Source organism: Psychrobacter sp. WY6 (assembly GCF_018448495.1).
Lineage (GTDB): Bacteria > Pseudomonadota > Gammaproteobacteria > Pseudomonadales > Moraxellaceae > Psychrobacter.
On record NZ_CP049902.1, the window covers coordinates 972,995 to 987,768 of the forward strand.

The window sequence follows — 14,774 nt, forward strand, 5'->3', positions numbered from 1 at the left end:
AGTGGTGAGTTATTATCGTCCGATTTTATCAAATTTACGGTCTTTTAAGCTGAGTCTACCGCGTAGGACATCACTGTACATACGAAAGTCGCTAGCAAAGCTTTTTAGCGGGAATTTGAACGAGGCAGGTTTGTTTTTTTCAAAGAAAAAATGACCGACCCAAGCGCAAGCATATCCAGCAGCGATGCCTTTGAGTAATGGTTTTGGCGAAGCGGTTTTGACCGACTTTGCGAGTCCCAATAAGCCAAAGCTACTACCGGCGAAATGTAAGCGGCGGCAAGCCATGTTTTGATGTTCAGCTAAATAGAAGTCATAAAATTTCTGCTTTGTTGGGCTGACGGTTGTCATAATGTTTTTTTTAGTATTGCTGACCGCTTGAGCATCAGCGTTTTTGGTAGTGTTTTGTGTGGTCGTTTGATTCATTTGTTTAGCTTCCTTGCTAATCGTTTATTGAGTATAGATATTAGGGCGAGTAATTAGAGTGCTTTCTGTTTTAATAAAGCGGCTAGGCGGTCATTAAGTGACTGTTATTTATTATAATATTGGTCGTTTTTTAGCAAAACGCTATCCTTAACACAAGCAATGGATGTTTATGGCGCATTCGTTATTTTGTTAATGATACGCTTGCTGCTTAATTAGCATTTGGGTCACTTGCCAGTGTTTGGCATAAATGCTTTAATGGCGAAAATTGCATCAAACACGTGAGCATCTTTGTATAGATGGCACTATTTGGTGCAGCTACGATGTTTATATGACTCAATCGTCTGATTTTTAACCCATATCCTCTCCCTTTTATCCAACACGGTAACGATTCCTCTTATGCCTATTGACTACCTTACAAATCCGCCGCTTGCTGATGATGAAATGATGGCAGCCATTGATATCGGTTCCAATAGTTTTCATCTGGCCATTGCGCGTCTTGACCATGGTGAGGTGCGAAAAGTCGTTTCTATGTCTGAAAAAGTCCAGCTCGCCGCAGGCTTGGATGAAAATAATATCTTAAGTGCGGCAGCTGCACAGCGAGGTCTTGACTGTTTGAGCCGATTTGTGGCGCGTTTGGATTCGGTACCACCCGAACGCATTCGCGTGGTTGCGACCAACGCTTTACGCCAAGCCAAAAATGCCAATGACTTTATTGCCCGTGCCAATAAAATACTGCCGAAACCTATTGAGATTATCGCGGGACGAGAAGAGGCGCGCTTGATTTATTTGGGCGTCTCACACACCAATGCCAGTAGTGACAAGCGTTTGGTCATCGATATTGGTGGCGGTTCGACAGAGTTTATCATTGGTCAAGAGTTCGATCCGCTGTTGACCGAGAGTTTGCAGATGGGCTGTGTCGCCTTTACCCAGAAGTACTTTGCCGATGGTCAAATCACGAAAGAAGCCTTTAATAATGCGATATCAGCCGCTCGCAAAGAAGTGTTAGCGATTCAGGGTCGTTATCAAAAATTGGGCTGGAGTAGTGTGGTTGGCTCGAGTGGGACGATTAAAGCGGTACGTAATGTGCTGGTCTCTAAGGGCTGGGCTGATGAGCAAGAGCGCATCACTTATAAAGGTGTCAAAAAGTTAGAGAAACTGTTGCTTAAAATTGGCAACGTCGATGACATCGATTTAGAAGGCGTTAAGGAACATCGCAAAGCCGTCTTCCCAGCAGGCGTTGCGGTACTGCGTGCAGTCATGAAAGTGCTGGGTGTCGATACCATTAGTTACTCAGATGGTGCACTACGTGAAGGTGTGATGTACGACATGCTTGGACGCTTTGCTAGCGAAGATGTTCGTGACCGCAGTGTGCTGGCGCTGATTAAGCGTTATTCGGGGGACAAAAAACAAGCCAAACAAGTGGTGAAAACCAGTCGTCATTTATTTGAGCAAGTGAAGGAGAAGCTCGCCCTTACCAATGATGATTGTGATTTACTCAGACGGGCGGCTTTCTTGCATGAGGACAGGATTGGCCATCAGTCATAGTAGTTATCATAAGCACAGCGCGTATTTGCTTGAGTATTCTGATATTCCAGGATTCTCGCAAGTCGATCAAAAGCGCATGGCACAACTGATGCTCAATCATCGTCGTAAGCTCAAAGCCGATATGTTAGAGCAGACCTGTACTATCGGTGGTAATCAGCTTGTTTATCTTTGTCTGCTGCTACGTTTGGCTGTACTGGCGCATCACAGCCGCAGCGATCATGAATTACCAGAATTACAGTTACAAGCCATGGATGATCATTGCTGGCAAATCACCGTTGCCGATAGCAGCGAGCACTATGCTTTCTTATTGCCGGATCTGCATACTGAGATTGAGCAGTTTGCTAAATGGGGCGTGACGCTGAGCGTGGTTGAGGGCTAGATAGCGCTGGTTTGTACTGAGCGATCAACACGGTGCTGTTACTATTGTAATGAGTATGCTATAGATTAACGTAACAAAAGCGGCTTTGTCAGTAATGTCATGCCATTTAAGATGTGCTACTATAGCTTCTATTGAGTTTACAACTGTACTTTCATTATCTAAAAATCGATAACGATATTATTCTTAAACATAAATACATTAAGTATAATTATTAAAGGGAAGCGTCTATGAGCACTGTCTGGGATAGTGTGCAGCTTGCACGGCACGCCAAGCGTCCATTATTTATGGACTATGTTAATCAGCTGTTTACCGAATTCGATGAGCTGCACGGTGACCGTGCTTTTGCTGATGACAAAGCCATTCTTGGTGGTCTGGCGCGTTTTGATGGTCAGCCTGTGATGGTAATTGGTCAACATCGCGGTCGCAGCACCCGTGAGCGTATTGCTCATAACTTTGGCATGGCCAATCCTGAAGGCTACCGCAAAGTGATTCGTTTGGTCAAAATGGCTGAGCGTTTTAATATCCCTGTGATGACCTTTGTGGATACCCAAGGCGCTTATCCGGGTATCGGCGCTGAAGAGCGCGGACAAGCGCAAGCCATTGCCGAAAGTATCGCTGTTTTTTCTAGCCTAAAAGTGCCTATTATCGTGACTATCATCGGTGAAGGCGGCTCAGGTGGGGCGTTGGCTATTGGCGTTGGTGACAAAGTCAATATGCTACAAAATAGTATTTATTCGGTTATCTCTCCGGAAGGCTGTGCCTCTATCCTGTGGAAAACAGCTGAAAAAGCACAAGATGCTAGTGAAGCCTTGAAATTAAATGCGATTAATTTATATCAGATGGGGCTGATTGATGCCGTCATTGAAGAAGGTGAAGGCGCACATATCAAGCCGCAGCCAGTCATGATCGCCTTGAAAGCACTGATTGCTGAGCAGTTAAATGAGATTAAAGATTTAGACGCACACGCGCGTTGTGAGCTGCGTTATGAGAAGCTGAAAACCTTTAACTCAGAAGTGATGTTGCCTGCTTAATTGGTCGCTATGACACCTCTGTCACAAAGCCTCTATTCATGGACACAAAGCTTTTCATATTAGAGACTGAGTCTTAATGCTAAAATAAAAACGTGTCATTTTATGGCGCGTTTTTTTGTGGCTGTTAATATAGGTGCTAACTGACGCTGTAACTGATGTCGTAGCTGACGTATGAGCAGATTCATTTATATGTCAATTCATGTATGCATGCTAAATAAATAAGGCTGATTATGACCAGCAGTGCAATCCTCTCGCATCCTATGAAGCCAATCGCAGACTTGCCTGTCGATGCCGATCTGGCAAAAGCATTATTGAGTAGTATGGCTGAATATGGTGAACAGCTGCACGGTCGACGGATTTGGCTGGCGTGTAGTGGTGGTCGTGATTCATTAGCATTGGCTGCGCTGTGTGTGCAGCTCTATCGCCAAGGTAAGTTGCCATTTTTGCCACAATTGCTGCATGTGAATCATGGTTTGCAAGCAGATAGTGAGACTTGGGCGATGCATGTCGCTCATTGGGCAGCAGTGCAGCAGATACCGTGTCGGATTTTACGTGCGCAAGTGAATGGTTATGATGAGCAAGCCGCAAGGCAGGCTCGTTATGATGTCATGCGAGCGCAACTCAATCAAGATGATGTATTGCTCTTAGCGCATCATGCCGATGACCAAGCAGAGACGGTGCTGATGCGGCTGATACAAGGCGCTGGGGTGAATGGTCTGTCTGGTATGCAGCCGTGGCGTATCCAAACGCAGGGCGCACAACGTATGGCGTTATGGCGACCTTGGCTGACGGTCAAACGCGGCAATATCAGCAGTTATGCTCAGCGCCTAAAGCTCCCTTATATTGATGACCCAACCAATGATGCTGGCGATAATGTACGTAGTGGGCTACGCCTTGACATTATGCCAGTATTGGCGACCTATAATTCCAATGTCATTGATAATATCGCCCGTAGCGCACAGCTATTGCGTGATGCCCAATTGATAATCAATGCACAAGCGGCAGAAGATTTACAGCAGATAGAGGTAGCATCATTACAGCTATCGTCTGCCCAGCGTGTGCTAAATATAGACAAGCTACAAGCATTACCCATTTATCGTCAGCGGCAACTATTGCATCATTGGCTCGGTCAAGATGAACCGTTACCGCCTGCTAAGCAGCTGGTCGATGATGTATTTATGCTAAGCCAACGTGAAGATCCTGATCACCAAACGGCGCTTTTTTGGCAAGCTCGCAAGCAGTCCTATACGATTTGCCGCTACCGTCAGCAGCTTTATCGTCTCAGCAGCGATTGGTTGACATGGCTTGAGTTGCCGCTTACCAAACAGATTCAACCCTTATCTAATTTTGTTGTGGCTGATGCTGATTCAGCGGCTGCCCAGCCTGTGTCAGTTACCTTACGTAGTGATGATAACTTTATTTGGCAAGTGCAAATGATGCCAGATGCCTTGGTAGAGCTATTAGACAGCGATCAAGGCGATGAGAGGTTTGAGATTACCTTTGCACCATTAGGTCGTCAGCAGCGTGTGCAAACTGCATTGGCATCACGTCCACAAGCGGGCAAAAAACTATATACAAACGCTTGGCGTGCCTGTATGGTTGCGAGAGAGTTTGGTGGTGGTCAGTGCCGTATCCGTACAGCAGGATAAAGAGTGGCCATTATTGCTGGTTTCACCTTTTGAGAGCTGGATACTAGGGACGAGTAGATCGCTAATAGACACGATAGACAATACTGGTGTTTTAGACAGTGCTATTAGAAGCAATGTTATTACAAACCATGTTATTAGAAACAGTCTAAGTATCAATAACGCTTTTTAATATTTGTAACCTAAGCCTTTTAGGAGGTCAGGTTATCTAGGGCGTTAGGCCATCAAGTTTTCTAACTATTTTGATATCTATTATTTGCGTGCTTTTGTAGCATTCTTCACTCTTTTCGCCATTAGCTACAAAGCCAAATTTTTGATAGAAATCAATAGCAGCCACATTGTTTGCTAATACCCATAAATAAAAATGGGCATGTATATGAGATTCTAAGAGAGCTTTCAATGATACTGTCATTAATTGAGTGCCTATACCCAATCCTTGATAGTCGGGCAAAACATACAACGTGGTAATTTCATAATTTTTATTATTAATGAAGTACCCAATAAACCCCAAATTATGATGATGAGCATCATATGCTATCCAGACAATAACATCAGGATGCGCCATTAACTCCTGCCACATTTTTGTCTTATTACATAAGTTGTTTTTATCATTGATATAGGACACTGGTAGCAAATCTAAATAGGCTACATGCCAACTTTTGAAGTGAATGTTAGCAATGTCTGCATAATCCTCAGGGTTGGCTTTACGAATGAAAAACATAGTACTCTCCGTCACTGATTTTATATAATGCCCTTGTTAATTTAACCGTTTGGTTGTGCAATAGTACATGGCAATTAAGTGATTCAACGGAGCTTACAGCCGGGTTAGATGCCGTCAATTTATCAAACGATGCCAGTAGCAGTATGGTAAACTGAGTGTCATTTTACCTATCATTATGTTAGTTTGAATACCTTTGGATTTTTGAATAGGAGACATGTATGTCAGTATTAGATAATAAGAAAATCAGCTTTATCGGTGGCGGAAATATGGCGCAGGCTTTGATTAGCGGGCTTGTCAGCTGCGGTGTCAAGCCGAGTTTAATTACCGTTGCTGATCCTAGTAGTGAGGCGCGTGAGCAATTGGCTGCTAAAGGATTGAACACGGTTGATCCAACTGCTGATGCAAAAGCTGCCGTTATCGATGCTGACATTGTGGTGCTGGCGGTCAAACCGCAAGTGATGAAAGCGGTAGTCAGTAGCTTTGCGGATGTCTTAGACAAGCAGCTGGTGATTTCAGTGGCAGCAGGTTTGTCAACTGAGCTTCTATCTGACATGTTGGGTGGCTATGACAATATCGTCCGCGCGATGCCAAATACCCCTGCAATGATTCAAATGGGCGCAACGGGTCTGTACGGTACTGATAATATTTCTGCTGAACAAAAGCAGTTAGCAACGGCGGTGATGGAAGCATCAGGTTTGGTCATGTGGGTCGATAATGAAGAACACATGCATGCGGTAACCGCCGTATCAGGGTCAGCACCAGCGTATATGTTTTACTTCATTGAATCGATGGTCGATGGGGCAGTCGCTCTTGGGCTGGATAAAGAGCAGGCTTCAGCGCTCGCTATGCAAACCATGCTAGGCGCGGCAAAAATGGCGATGAATAGTGAGGATGCACCTGCTGAATTGCGTCGCAAGGTTACCTCTCCAAATGGGACAACCCAAGCCGCCGTTGAGTCAATGCAAGCCAATGATATCGGTGGTCAAATCGTTGAGGCTATGCAGGCGCCTGCTATGACCGTAGCCAAGCCTTGAGTGAAGAGATGAGTAAATAATCATCCCTATATCAGGCGCGTTATTTGCTACAAGCGCATGACGCGCCTGAGCGTTAATACTAAGCACCAATACCAAGTACCTAGTAATGACAGTCGTCATCCCAAAACCTGTTAATAATGTCACATTGAGTAGCACTTCATGAACAACATGTTATTTCAAATCTTTGATTTGGTCACCACCTTCGTCATGATGTTGGTGTTTATTCGCTTTATGCTGCAATTTGCAGGGATGGATGCCAGCAACCCCATGATTGCGCCAGCTTATAAAGCCACGCACATTGTCGATGTGTTTGGGCGTATTTTTCCAACCGTCGGGCAAGGGCGTATCAGTATTGCGGCTATCGTCCTGATGTTTTTGATTCGTTTGATCGATATCTCTGGAAAAGCAGCACTGACCCATAAAGGTATCGCTCCTGTACCGTTATTTTTCACTGGTACTATCAGCTTGGTATTAGACTTTTTACGTATGTGTCGCTATCTCGTCATTGGCTCCATCATTGTCAGCTGGATTGTGGTATTTACCCAATCTCAGCATCCGATTATTGGTATTATTGTCGATTTAGCGGAGCCAATCTTGGCACCATTTCGTCGAATCACGCCAAACTTGGGCATGATTGATTTATCCAATGGTCGCCTTCATTGCTTTTATTTGCTTGAGATGTTTATTGGTGGCTTTGCTGCGAGCTTCATGCCGATGTTGGGTTGAGCTGGATTAATGGTCACTTGAAAGCCGCTATCTAAAATTACCAATAGCTATCTAAAAAAGGGCGCTCTTGAACTGAACCCCATAAGTTGGACACAACTTATGGGGTATTTTTATGCGTTACGATCTAGACTTTAAGATGCAAGTCATCGCATACTATCGGCAAGGCCATAGTAGTCACGCCACCGCTAAGAAGTTTAACGTCAATCCAGAGTTTGTACTCAAATGGGTTAAGCAATACCAAAGCGGTGGCATAAATGCCATTAAGCCAAAGACAAGTAAGGCCAAATACAGCAGTGAGTTTAAACATCACGTGATTACGACCATGCTTAAAGAAGATTTAAGTCAATCTGAGGTGGCACTGAAGTTTAACATCAGCTCACCGGCGCTCATTAGTCATTGGCACAAAGCTTATCGACTACAGGGTATGTCTGGACTCGTATCTAAACCTAAAGGTAGAACCGCCATGAGCAAAACCATTTATCACACGACACCAGATGATGAAAAGAGCTTAGCAGAGCTTAAGCGTGAGAATGAGTATCTACGTGGAGCGCGACTACCAAAAAAGCTAGATGCCTTGCTCAAACAGAAGAAGAAACAAGCTTTGAAAAAGCAAGGCTCATCGAAGGACTAAGAGAGCGCTGCTGTTTATCTGACTTACTTAAAGCCGCTGGTATGCCCAAAAGTGTCTTTTACTATCATAGAGCAAGACTTGAGCGTGATGACAAATACACTGAATTAAAACAGCGTATTGCTAAGCTGTATCATCAGCACAAAGGCAGGTATGGCTATCGCAGAATCACTGAGGCTCTAAAGCAGTTAGGTAGTCATTACAACCACAAGCTCATCGCTAAGCTGATGCGTAACATGAAGCTTAGCGCCAAGATAAGACGTCAGAAGTACCGCTCTTATAAAGGACAACAAGGTAAGATTGCAAAGAACTATTTAAAGCGCCAGTTTACTGCAGATAAACCGAACACACGCTGGCTCACCGATATTACTGAGTTTAAGGTGGGTGATCATAAGCTGTATTTATCACCCATACTCGATTGTTATAACAATGAGATCATCAGCTATACGCTCTCAAAGAGACCCACTTATGACTTAGTTGGTAAGATGCTAGCTAGTGCTTTAGATAAGACAAAGGCGTGCCGTGGTAAGAGATTAATGCTGCATTCAGATCAAGGGTGGCATTATCAAATGAAACCGTTTAGCACGACGCTTAAACAGCATGGAATTAAGCAAAGTATGAGCAAAAGGCAACTGCTTAGATAATGCACTGATAGAGGGGTTCTTCGGTACGCTGAAGTGCGAGACGATTTATATTGAGAAACCGAAGACTATTGAGCAGTTAGAACAACAGATTCATGAGTATATACATTATTATAATCATGAGCGTATTCAACTTAAATTAAAAGGACTGAGTCCTGTGCAATACAGAACTCAGTCCTTGTTATAAACTAAACCGTCCAACATTTGGGGGTCAGTTCATCTACGAGATATAGAGCGCCCTTTTTTTATTGCTTATTTAGAGGTTATGCTGAAAGTCTATAAAACGATTGGGTATTAATTGGGCTTGCTCATTATTAGGGTGCGGTGCATCAGCGGCTCGCAGCGTCTGGGTAATCCAGCTGTCTGCTGCTCTTACTGCATCGATAAGCGCATCACCCATTGCTAAGCGCCCAGCGATAAAGCTGGCAAGTGAACAGCCAGAGCCATGAAACTCGCCCGTTAAGCGCGGCAAGGTGCTTTATGTACCATCTCACCCTTTATGTACAAATACTGCTCTATATCGCCACTATCAAAGTCGTGTGAGGTTTACCAATACAGCATAGGTGCCTTGGGCGCATAGTTTTTGCGCGCCAATATGTAAGTCTTGCTCACCGCTTAATGCGCGTAGCTCATGAGTATTCGGTGTGATGAGGGTCGCGTATGGTAACAGTTCCCTAAATGCGCTAACGAGCGTCTTTTCATCGCCCAAACTGCCACCACTATTGGCAACCAATACGGGATCTAATACAAATGGCGTATCAGCGGTGATAAGGCGCTCGGCAAAAAACTGAGTCAGCATAGCGATATTATCAGTCGTACCCAACATACCTGACTTAATAACTGCAACAGGCAAATCATCGAGCACTGCGGTGGCCTGATCCTTTACCAAACTTGCTGCACAAGCTTCAAAACCAAAGACTTGCTGCGAGTTTTGTATGGTAATAGCTGTACAAGCAATGGCAGCATGCGCACCTGCTTGACCGATGGCTTCAATATCCGCTTGTAATCCAGCGCCGCCTGAAGGGTCTAATCCTGAAAAACACAGTACCACTGGTCGCATAAAAATTCCTTTGACATAATCTACAATGAGTAACAAATACTATAGACACCCACTGCTAAAAAAGCCATAGTAGGTGAGAGATGGTACATAGACAATCCATCAATTAATTAACAACAACCTAAAGCGTGCTGACTAACTTAAACATCGTTTTTACTGGTTTTTATTGATATTTGGGTTGCTCAAGAGGCTATGAAACCATATAAACACATAAATATGATAAAAAATGCATTAAATTTGTAGACAGTGCTTGCAATTCGTTTTGGCTTTGCTATAATAATCGCCCACGGGATAAGACGTATTATCAGCAATAATACTATTTTTTAGAACTTAAAAAGTCTTACGTCGTTTGGTGAAGTGGGTGAGTGGCTGAAACCAGTTCCCTGCTAAGGAACCATACGTTTGCGCGTATCGAGGGTTCGAATCCCTCCTTCACCTCCATTTATTCGGTTTTTAGTAGAGTAGTGACGCGATATAAAAGCGTTAATAATCTTCTGTTTTATTAAAGCAAAAAATAATTTGATTTTGATAAAAAAAGATGTTGACACAAGCGAAATTATCTATATAATAACCAACCTAATTTGCTGCAATTGTTTATTAACAACGCAGTAAATGATATGCAAAGTACGCGCTTGTAGCTCAGTTGGATAGAGCACTTGGCTACGAACTAAGGGGTCGGGAGTTCGAATCTCTCCAAGCGCACCATTTGCATTATCACTTCTTTAACCCAGTTAAAGAAACCTTAAAATAATCGCCTGTCTTATGACAATTTGGCGGTTTTTTTATGTCTGCAATTTCTGTGTGATAGTCTGATGAGTTGATGAGTCATACCACATTGTTATATGACTTACGGCATCTTAGGATAATGTACGATAAGACAGTGAATTACGGTACAATAGAGTCACTATTCACTGCTTGCTATGAGCTTGTACCATGTCAAAGAGTTTACCTAAACGACCTACCAAATCTGCTGCTAAAACTAAAGCATCAGCATACCCTGCCTCTGACGTTGAAGAGCTAACGATTGCTAAACCTGGCACCCGTATGGCAGCCATTCTCTATGATGGCATGTTAATTTTAGCGTTGTTGTTTTTGGTCGGTACCCTGCTAACCGTGATTGGTACATTGCTGACCATGAATACCGGTACAGACTCTTCTCAAGCGCAGTCGCTGCCAACGTGGTATCAAAACGTGATTATGACGCCGTCTTTTATACTGACGTTAGTAGGATTCTATGGGATATTTTGGCGTCGCGGTGGACAGACATTAGGTATGCAGACTTGGCGGTTAAAGACGGTCAATAGTAATGGTCATTTGCTAACGTGGGGACAGTCATTTAAGCGGATTTTAGCGGCCAGTATTATGCCACTTATATTTGGTATCATTGGTAGTGTCATCGATGGCTCGCGTGCTGTTTTATTGACCAGTGCCTTTTTGGGCTTTGTCTTTAACTATGCTTTTTGCCTCTTTAACCCACGTGGTCTCGCAGTGCAAGATATGCTATCGAATACCATTACCTTAAAAATGCCAAAAACAGAGAATGAAGGACTATGGCGGGTGATTAGAAATCGCAAGCAAGGAAAATAAACCATATTATCATCGCCATAGTCTGTTCATACATTTTGAGGTCTGTTAATACACTTTAAGCGTTACAGGTTGACGGTTTGTATCAGCCATAAAGTATAGCCGACAAAGAATAAGACCAAAGTCGACCCAGAAGTGCGACCGAATGGACGCTTACTCATAAAGGCAAACCCGCACAATACCAAGAGTAACAAGGTGACCAATCCCATCGCCACTATATCGCGTGATAAGATAATTGGGCTGACTGTGATTGGCGCTATAAGCGCTGCGAGACCAACGACGCCCAAGGTGTTAAATATATTAGAGCCAATAATATTACCCAGTGCCATGTCGTGTTCGCCTTTACGGGCGGCTGATAGGCTCGATACCAGCTCAGGTAACGATGTACCCACAGCAACAATCGTCAATCCAATCACCAGTTCGCTCACGCCCCACAGCGTTGCCAATTCTACTGCACCCCAAACTATAGCCCGCGAGCTAATGACCAGTAAAAGCATGCCGATAACTAAGCTGATGAGTCCCCGTGTTAGGGTTTGCTCGATATGTTCAGCATCGACGCTTTCTGCTATGGGTTCTCCTTCGTGCTCATGGTTGCCTTCACGTAAGCTTAGTACAATCTGAATGCCTAAAGTCACGACCAGCAGCGCTATCAACACAATCGCATCTGCTTGGTCTAATTGCCCATCACGCAGATGCCATGCGGCGACCATAGTAATCAATACCAATAGAGGTAAATCACGCTTGATGATGCCCTTACGAATGATAATAGGGCTAATCAATACGGTTGCACCCAATACCAGCGCAATATTGATGATGTTTGAGCCATAAGCGTTGCCTAATGCCAAATCAGGGCTGCCTTCTAGTGCCGCCAATACTGACACGACCATCTCAGGAGCGGATGTACCCACACCCAAAATCAACACACCTATTAAGAAACTAGGGACGTTGAATTTTTTTGCTAAGGCAGTGGCGCCATCAACAAAAGGTCTGCACTCCAAACAAGAATAGCTAGTCCGATCAATACTGCAATAACTGCCAACCACATCAGTTTGTTTCCTTATTAGTGTTAATACCAAACCTAAAAATACGCTTAGCCGTGTCAAACTCATTTAGCCTAAAAACTTAGCACTGACATTTATTTTTCTGACGACTTCATCTTTTAAGAGTGGTATAAAATGTGAATTTGCCATATAAAAATGGCATAAAAAAAAGCTGAATCAGAATGGAGATTCAGCTCTCATATTAGCATAGCGGTTTTGGTTGGATAATAAGAATAACTTCAACAGCTTAGTCGATTATTTATCCTTGCTTTATCCAAAAATCTTCGATGTTCCGGTGCTTTAAGCCACTTGTACCGGAATGATGTTTGCTGTGTCTTTTACGGTGTTATCTTCGTTGCAATACACCAGTTTTGGCTGATAGGTTGCCGCTTCTACTTCATCAAAATGAGCATAGGCACAGATGATAACGATATCGCCTAAATCTGCCATGTGAGCCGCCGCACCATTTAGCGAGATGATACCAGAACCCGCTTCAGCGCGGATAGCGTAGGTGCGAAAGCGCTTGCCATTGGTCACATTGTAGATATCGATAGACTCATTTTCGCGCAGACCAGCAAGATCCAATAAATCACCATCGATACCGCATGAGCCTTCGTAATGAAGTTCGGCATGGGTGACGCGAGCACGGTGTAATTTGCATTTAAGCATATTAAGTAGCATAGGTTGCTTCCTTAGCGTAACTGAGATTAATGATTCAAATCAAAAGGTTAATGGGGGATAACTTGCTAAAATAAAAGGCTGTTATAGTTAAAGCATGATTTTATTCTGGCAGTTTGAAGCCATTAATTTGTGAACGTGCTTTTTCAATATCGCCATTTAGTAATAATGGCAGCGCCTCAAACGCTGCTGTCAGAGCGCTATCAATGGCAATCTGTTCATCGGGCGCAGCTTTTGAGAGCACATGACCACTAACTTTAGACTTATGACCAGGATGACCAATACCAATACGCAAACGATGGAAGTCGTTGCCGATATGAGGGGTGATATCACGCAGACCATTATGACCGCCATGACCACCATTCGTCTTAAGTTTGATACTGCCAGCTGGAATATCGAGCTCATCATGAGCAATCAGTAACTCATCATTTTCAATGCCATAAAATTTCACCATCGGCACCACTGACTGACCAGACTTATTCATAAAGGTGAGCGGCATCAATAGACGTACGTCATGCCCATGAATCTGCCCACGTCCTGTGATTCCATGAAACTTTTTATCATGAGAGAGGGTAATGTTGAACTGCTGAGCCAAGTGATGGACAAACCAAAACCCTGCATTATGACGTGTAAACATATACTGCTGACCAGGATTACCAAGACCGACAATAAGCTTTATGGCCATAAAAACACCCTGCTTAAATTGAATAAATGAGGCATAAGGTTTGCGATTATGCTATTTATTCATAGCATATCTATTATTTTTCAAACCTTACTTACAAAAACAGCAGGAGATATTTATCACCTGCTGTTTTTTGACTAAACAAACCTTGTATTACATAGCAGACGCTAGATTGCGTGCTCTATGTAACCGTGGTTTATTATTCGCCGTCTTTGTCTTCAGTACCTTGCTCAGTAGCAGGTACGTCAGCAGCATCAACTTCTTCAGCGTCTGCGTCAACTTCTTCAACCGTTGGTGGCTGCATGTTAACGATAGTACGGTCGTGAGCATCTTCCATGTCAAGATCAAAGATGATAACGCCTTCAGGTAGTTTGATGTCTGATAGACGGAATAGATCACCGATTTCCATGCCTGATACGTCAATTTCTAGGTATTCAGGTAATTGTGATGGTAGGCAAACGATTTCGATATCAGATACTAGTGTTGATAGAACACCACCAGCTTTAGTACCAGGCGCTTCTTCACGACCAGCAAAATGCACAGGAACGTTCATGTTGATTTTCTGACCTTTTACAACGCGCTGGAAATCAGCATGCATTGGGAAGCCTTTAGCTGGATGGCGTTGCAAGTCTTTGATAACCGCTTGATGCTCTACGCCATCAACATTGATTGTCAAAATGTGTGAGAAGAAAGCTTCGAATTCAAGTGACTTTACTAGCTCGTTGATCTTGATTGAGATAGACGTTGGCTCTTCGTTACCACCATAGATGATAGCAGGAACTAGGTTCTGCTTACGTAGGCGGCGGCTCGCACCTTTACCTTGTTGCTCAGCAGAACGATCAACAGCGTTTAGTTCAAAATGATTAATGCTCATGGATATAATCCTATAAAAAGAATGATGAAGTGTCTGGTCATAAAAAAGTGGATTTGCGACCAATCCACTAATACGTGATGATAGC

11 protein-coding genes, 2 tRNA genes and 5 pseudogenes are annotated in these 14,774 nt (G+C 43.5%); 11 read left to right on the forward strand and 7 right to left on the reverse strand.

Translation table 11 applies throughout. The features are described 5' to 3' along the window. Nucleotides 1-12: 12 nt before the first annotated feature. Entirely contained in the window at nt 13-348 is a 336-nt protein-coding gene (locus G7Y90_RS04895; RefSeq protein WP_250163939.1) for an Mpo1-like protein, read from the reverse strand. A gap of 471 nt (nt 349-819) precedes the next feature. On the opposite strand from G7Y90_RS04895, the pseudogene ppx reads away from it, so the two are divergent. The 3 genes and pseudogenes from ppx (at nt 820) to tilS (ending at nt 5,027) form a co-directional block, all read left to right on the forward strand. Beyond that, nucleotides 820-2,347: pseudogene (ppx, locus tag G7Y90_RS04900) on the forward strand (exopolyphosphatase). A 227-nt stretch (nt 2,348-2,574) separates the two neighbouring features. Next, complete coding sequence (locus tag G7Y90_RS04905) at nt 2,575-3,378, forward strand: acetyl-CoA carboxylase carboxyltransferase subunit alpha (protein WP_201539471.1); 804 nt, start codon at nt 2,575-2,577, stop codon at nt 3,376-3,378. Between the two features lie 230 nt (nt 3,379-3,608). Then, complete coding sequence (gene tilS / locus G7Y90_RS04910) at nt 3,609-5,027, forward strand: tRNA lysidine(34) synthetase TilS (protein ID WP_250163550.1); 1,419 nt, start codon at nt 3,609-3,611, stop codon at nt 5,025-5,027. 205 nt (nt 5,028-5,232) lie between these two features. Here tilS and G7Y90_RS04915 read toward each other — a convergent pair whose 3' ends face one another. Next, entirely contained in the window at nt 5,233-5,745 is a 513-nt protein-coding gene (locus G7Y90_RS04915; protein WP_250163551.1) for a GNAT family N-acetyltransferase, read from the reverse strand. Between the two features lie 218 nt (nt 5,746-5,963). Between G7Y90_RS04915 and proC the strand changes: the two are divergent. From proC to G7Y90_RS18865, 5 genes and pseudogenes are all read left to right on the forward strand, one after another. Next, nucleotides 5,964-6,799: pseudogene (proC, locus tag G7Y90_RS04920) on the forward strand (pyrroline-5-carboxylate reductase). 139 nt (nt 6,800-6,938) lie between these two features. Beyond that, nucleotides 6,939-7,505, forward strand: coding sequence for a YggT family protein (locus tag G7Y90_RS04925; RefSeq protein WP_250163553.1), 567 nt, complete (start codon nt 6,939-6,941; stop codon nt 7,503-7,505). A gap of 112 nt (nt 7,506-7,617) precedes the next feature. After that, on the forward strand, nt 7,618-8,136 hold the full coding sequence (locus tag G7Y90_RS04930; protein ID WP_250163554.1) for a helix-turn-helix domain-containing protein: 519 nt from the start codon (nt 7,618-7,620) through the stop codon (nt 8,134-8,136). Then, nucleotides 8,121-8,777, forward strand: a pseudogene (locus G7Y90_RS04935) (IS3 family transposase); the annotation flags it as partial. The gene G7Y90_RS04930 and the pseudogene G7Y90_RS04935, both read left to right, overlap by 16 nt. A gap of 43 nt (nt 8,778-8,820) precedes the next feature. Next, entirely contained in the window at nt 8,821-8,961 is a 141-nt protein-coding gene (locus tag G7Y90_RS18865; RefSeq protein ID WP_502937417.1) for an IS3 family transposase, read from the forward strand. A 69-nt stretch (nt 8,962-9,030) separates the two neighbouring features. Here G7Y90_RS18865 and G7Y90_RS04940 read toward each other — a convergent pair. Further along, nucleotides 9,031-9,834: pseudogene (locus G7Y90_RS04940) on the reverse strand (hydroxymethylpyrimidine/phosphomethylpyrimidine kinase). Between the two features lie 348 nt (nt 9,835-10,182). Here G7Y90_RS04940 and G7Y90_RS04945 point away from each other — a divergent pair. The 3 genes from G7Y90_RS04945 (at nt 10,183) to G7Y90_RS04955 (ending at nt 11,418) form a co-directional block, all read left to right on the forward strand. Next, nucleotides 10,183-10,272: transfer RNA gene (locus tag G7Y90_RS04945), tRNA-Ser, on the forward strand. A gap of 187 nt (nt 10,273-10,459) precedes the next feature. Further along, nucleotides 10,460-10,536, forward strand: a tRNA-Arg gene (locus G7Y90_RS04950). A gap of 228 nt (nt 10,537-10,764) precedes the next feature. Continuing rightward, nucleotides 10,765-11,418 carry an RDD family protein gene (locus tag G7Y90_RS04955; protein WP_250163555.1) on the forward strand — a complete coding sequence of 218 codons (654 nt, stop codon included), beginning with the start codon at nt 10,765-10,767 and terminating at the stop codon, nt 11,416-11,418. A gap of 62 nt (nt 11,419-11,480) precedes the next feature. Here G7Y90_RS04955 and G7Y90_RS04960 read toward each other — a convergent pair. The 4 genes and pseudogenes from G7Y90_RS04960 to G7Y90_RS04975 all read right to left on the reverse strand — a co-directional run bounded on the left by G7Y90_RS04960 (nt 11,481) and on the right by G7Y90_RS04975 (nt 14,689). Further along, nucleotides 11,481-12,460: pseudogene (locus G7Y90_RS04960) on the reverse strand (calcium/sodium antiporter). Between the two features lie 295 nt (nt 12,461-12,755). Beyond that, entirely contained in the window at nt 12,756-13,136 is a 381-nt protein-coding gene (gene panD / locus G7Y90_RS04965) for an aspartate 1-decarboxylase (protein ID WP_045443274.1), read from the reverse strand. A gap of 100 nt (nt 13,137-13,236) precedes the next feature. Then, a complete protein-coding gene (gene pth, locus G7Y90_RS04970; protein WP_045443276.1) occupies nt 13,237-13,818 on the reverse strand; it encodes an aminoacyl-tRNA hydrolase in 582 nt (193 codons plus the stop codon). 196 nt (nt 13,819-14,014) lie between these two features. Then, nucleotides 14,015-14,689 carry a 50S ribosomal protein L25/general stress protein Ctc gene (locus G7Y90_RS04975; RefSeq protein ID WP_045443278.1) on the reverse strand — a complete coding sequence of 225 codons (675 nt, stop codon included), beginning with the start codon at nt 14,687-14,689 and terminating at the stop codon, nt 14,015-14,017. Between the last annotated feature and the right edge of the window lie 85 nt (nt 14,690-14,774).

Coding starts and splice junctions, on each gene's coding strand:
- G7Y90_RS04895 (WP_250163939.1), bottom strand. CDS start 348: ATGACAACCGTCAGCCCAACAAAGCAGAAATTTTATGACTTCTATTTA.
- G7Y90_RS04905 (WP_201539471.1), top strand. CDS start 2,575: ATGAGCACTGTCTGGGATAGTGTGCAGCTTGCACGGCACGCCAAGCGT.
- tilS (WP_250163550.1), top strand. CDS start 3,609: ATGACCAGCAGTGCAATCCTCTCGCATCCTATGAAGCCAATCGCAGAC.
- G7Y90_RS04915 (WP_250163551.1), bottom strand. CDS start 5,745: ATGTTTTTCATTCGTAAAGCCAACCCTGAGGATTATGCAGACATTGCT.
- G7Y90_RS04925 (WP_250163553.1), top strand. CDS start 6,939: ATGAACAACATGTTATTTCAAATCTTTGATTTGGTCACCACCTTCGTC.
- G7Y90_RS04930 (WP_250163554.1), top strand. CDS start 7,618: ATGCGTTACGATCTAGACTTTAAGATGCAAGTCATCGCATACTATCGG.
- G7Y90_RS04955 (WP_250163555.1), top strand. CDS start 10,765: ATGTCAAAGAGTTTACCTAAACGACCTACCAAATCTGCTGCTAAAACT.
- panD (WP_045443274.1), bottom strand. CDS start 13,136: ATGCTACTTAATATGCTTAAATGCAAATTACACCGTGCTCGCGTCACC.
- pth (WP_045443276.1), bottom strand. CDS start 13,818: ATGGCCATAAAGCTTATTGTCGGTCTTGGTAATCCTGGTCAGCAGTAT.
- G7Y90_RS04975 (WP_045443278.1), bottom strand. CDS start 14,689: ATGAGCATTAATCATTTTGAACTAAACGCTGTTGATCGTTCTGCTGAG.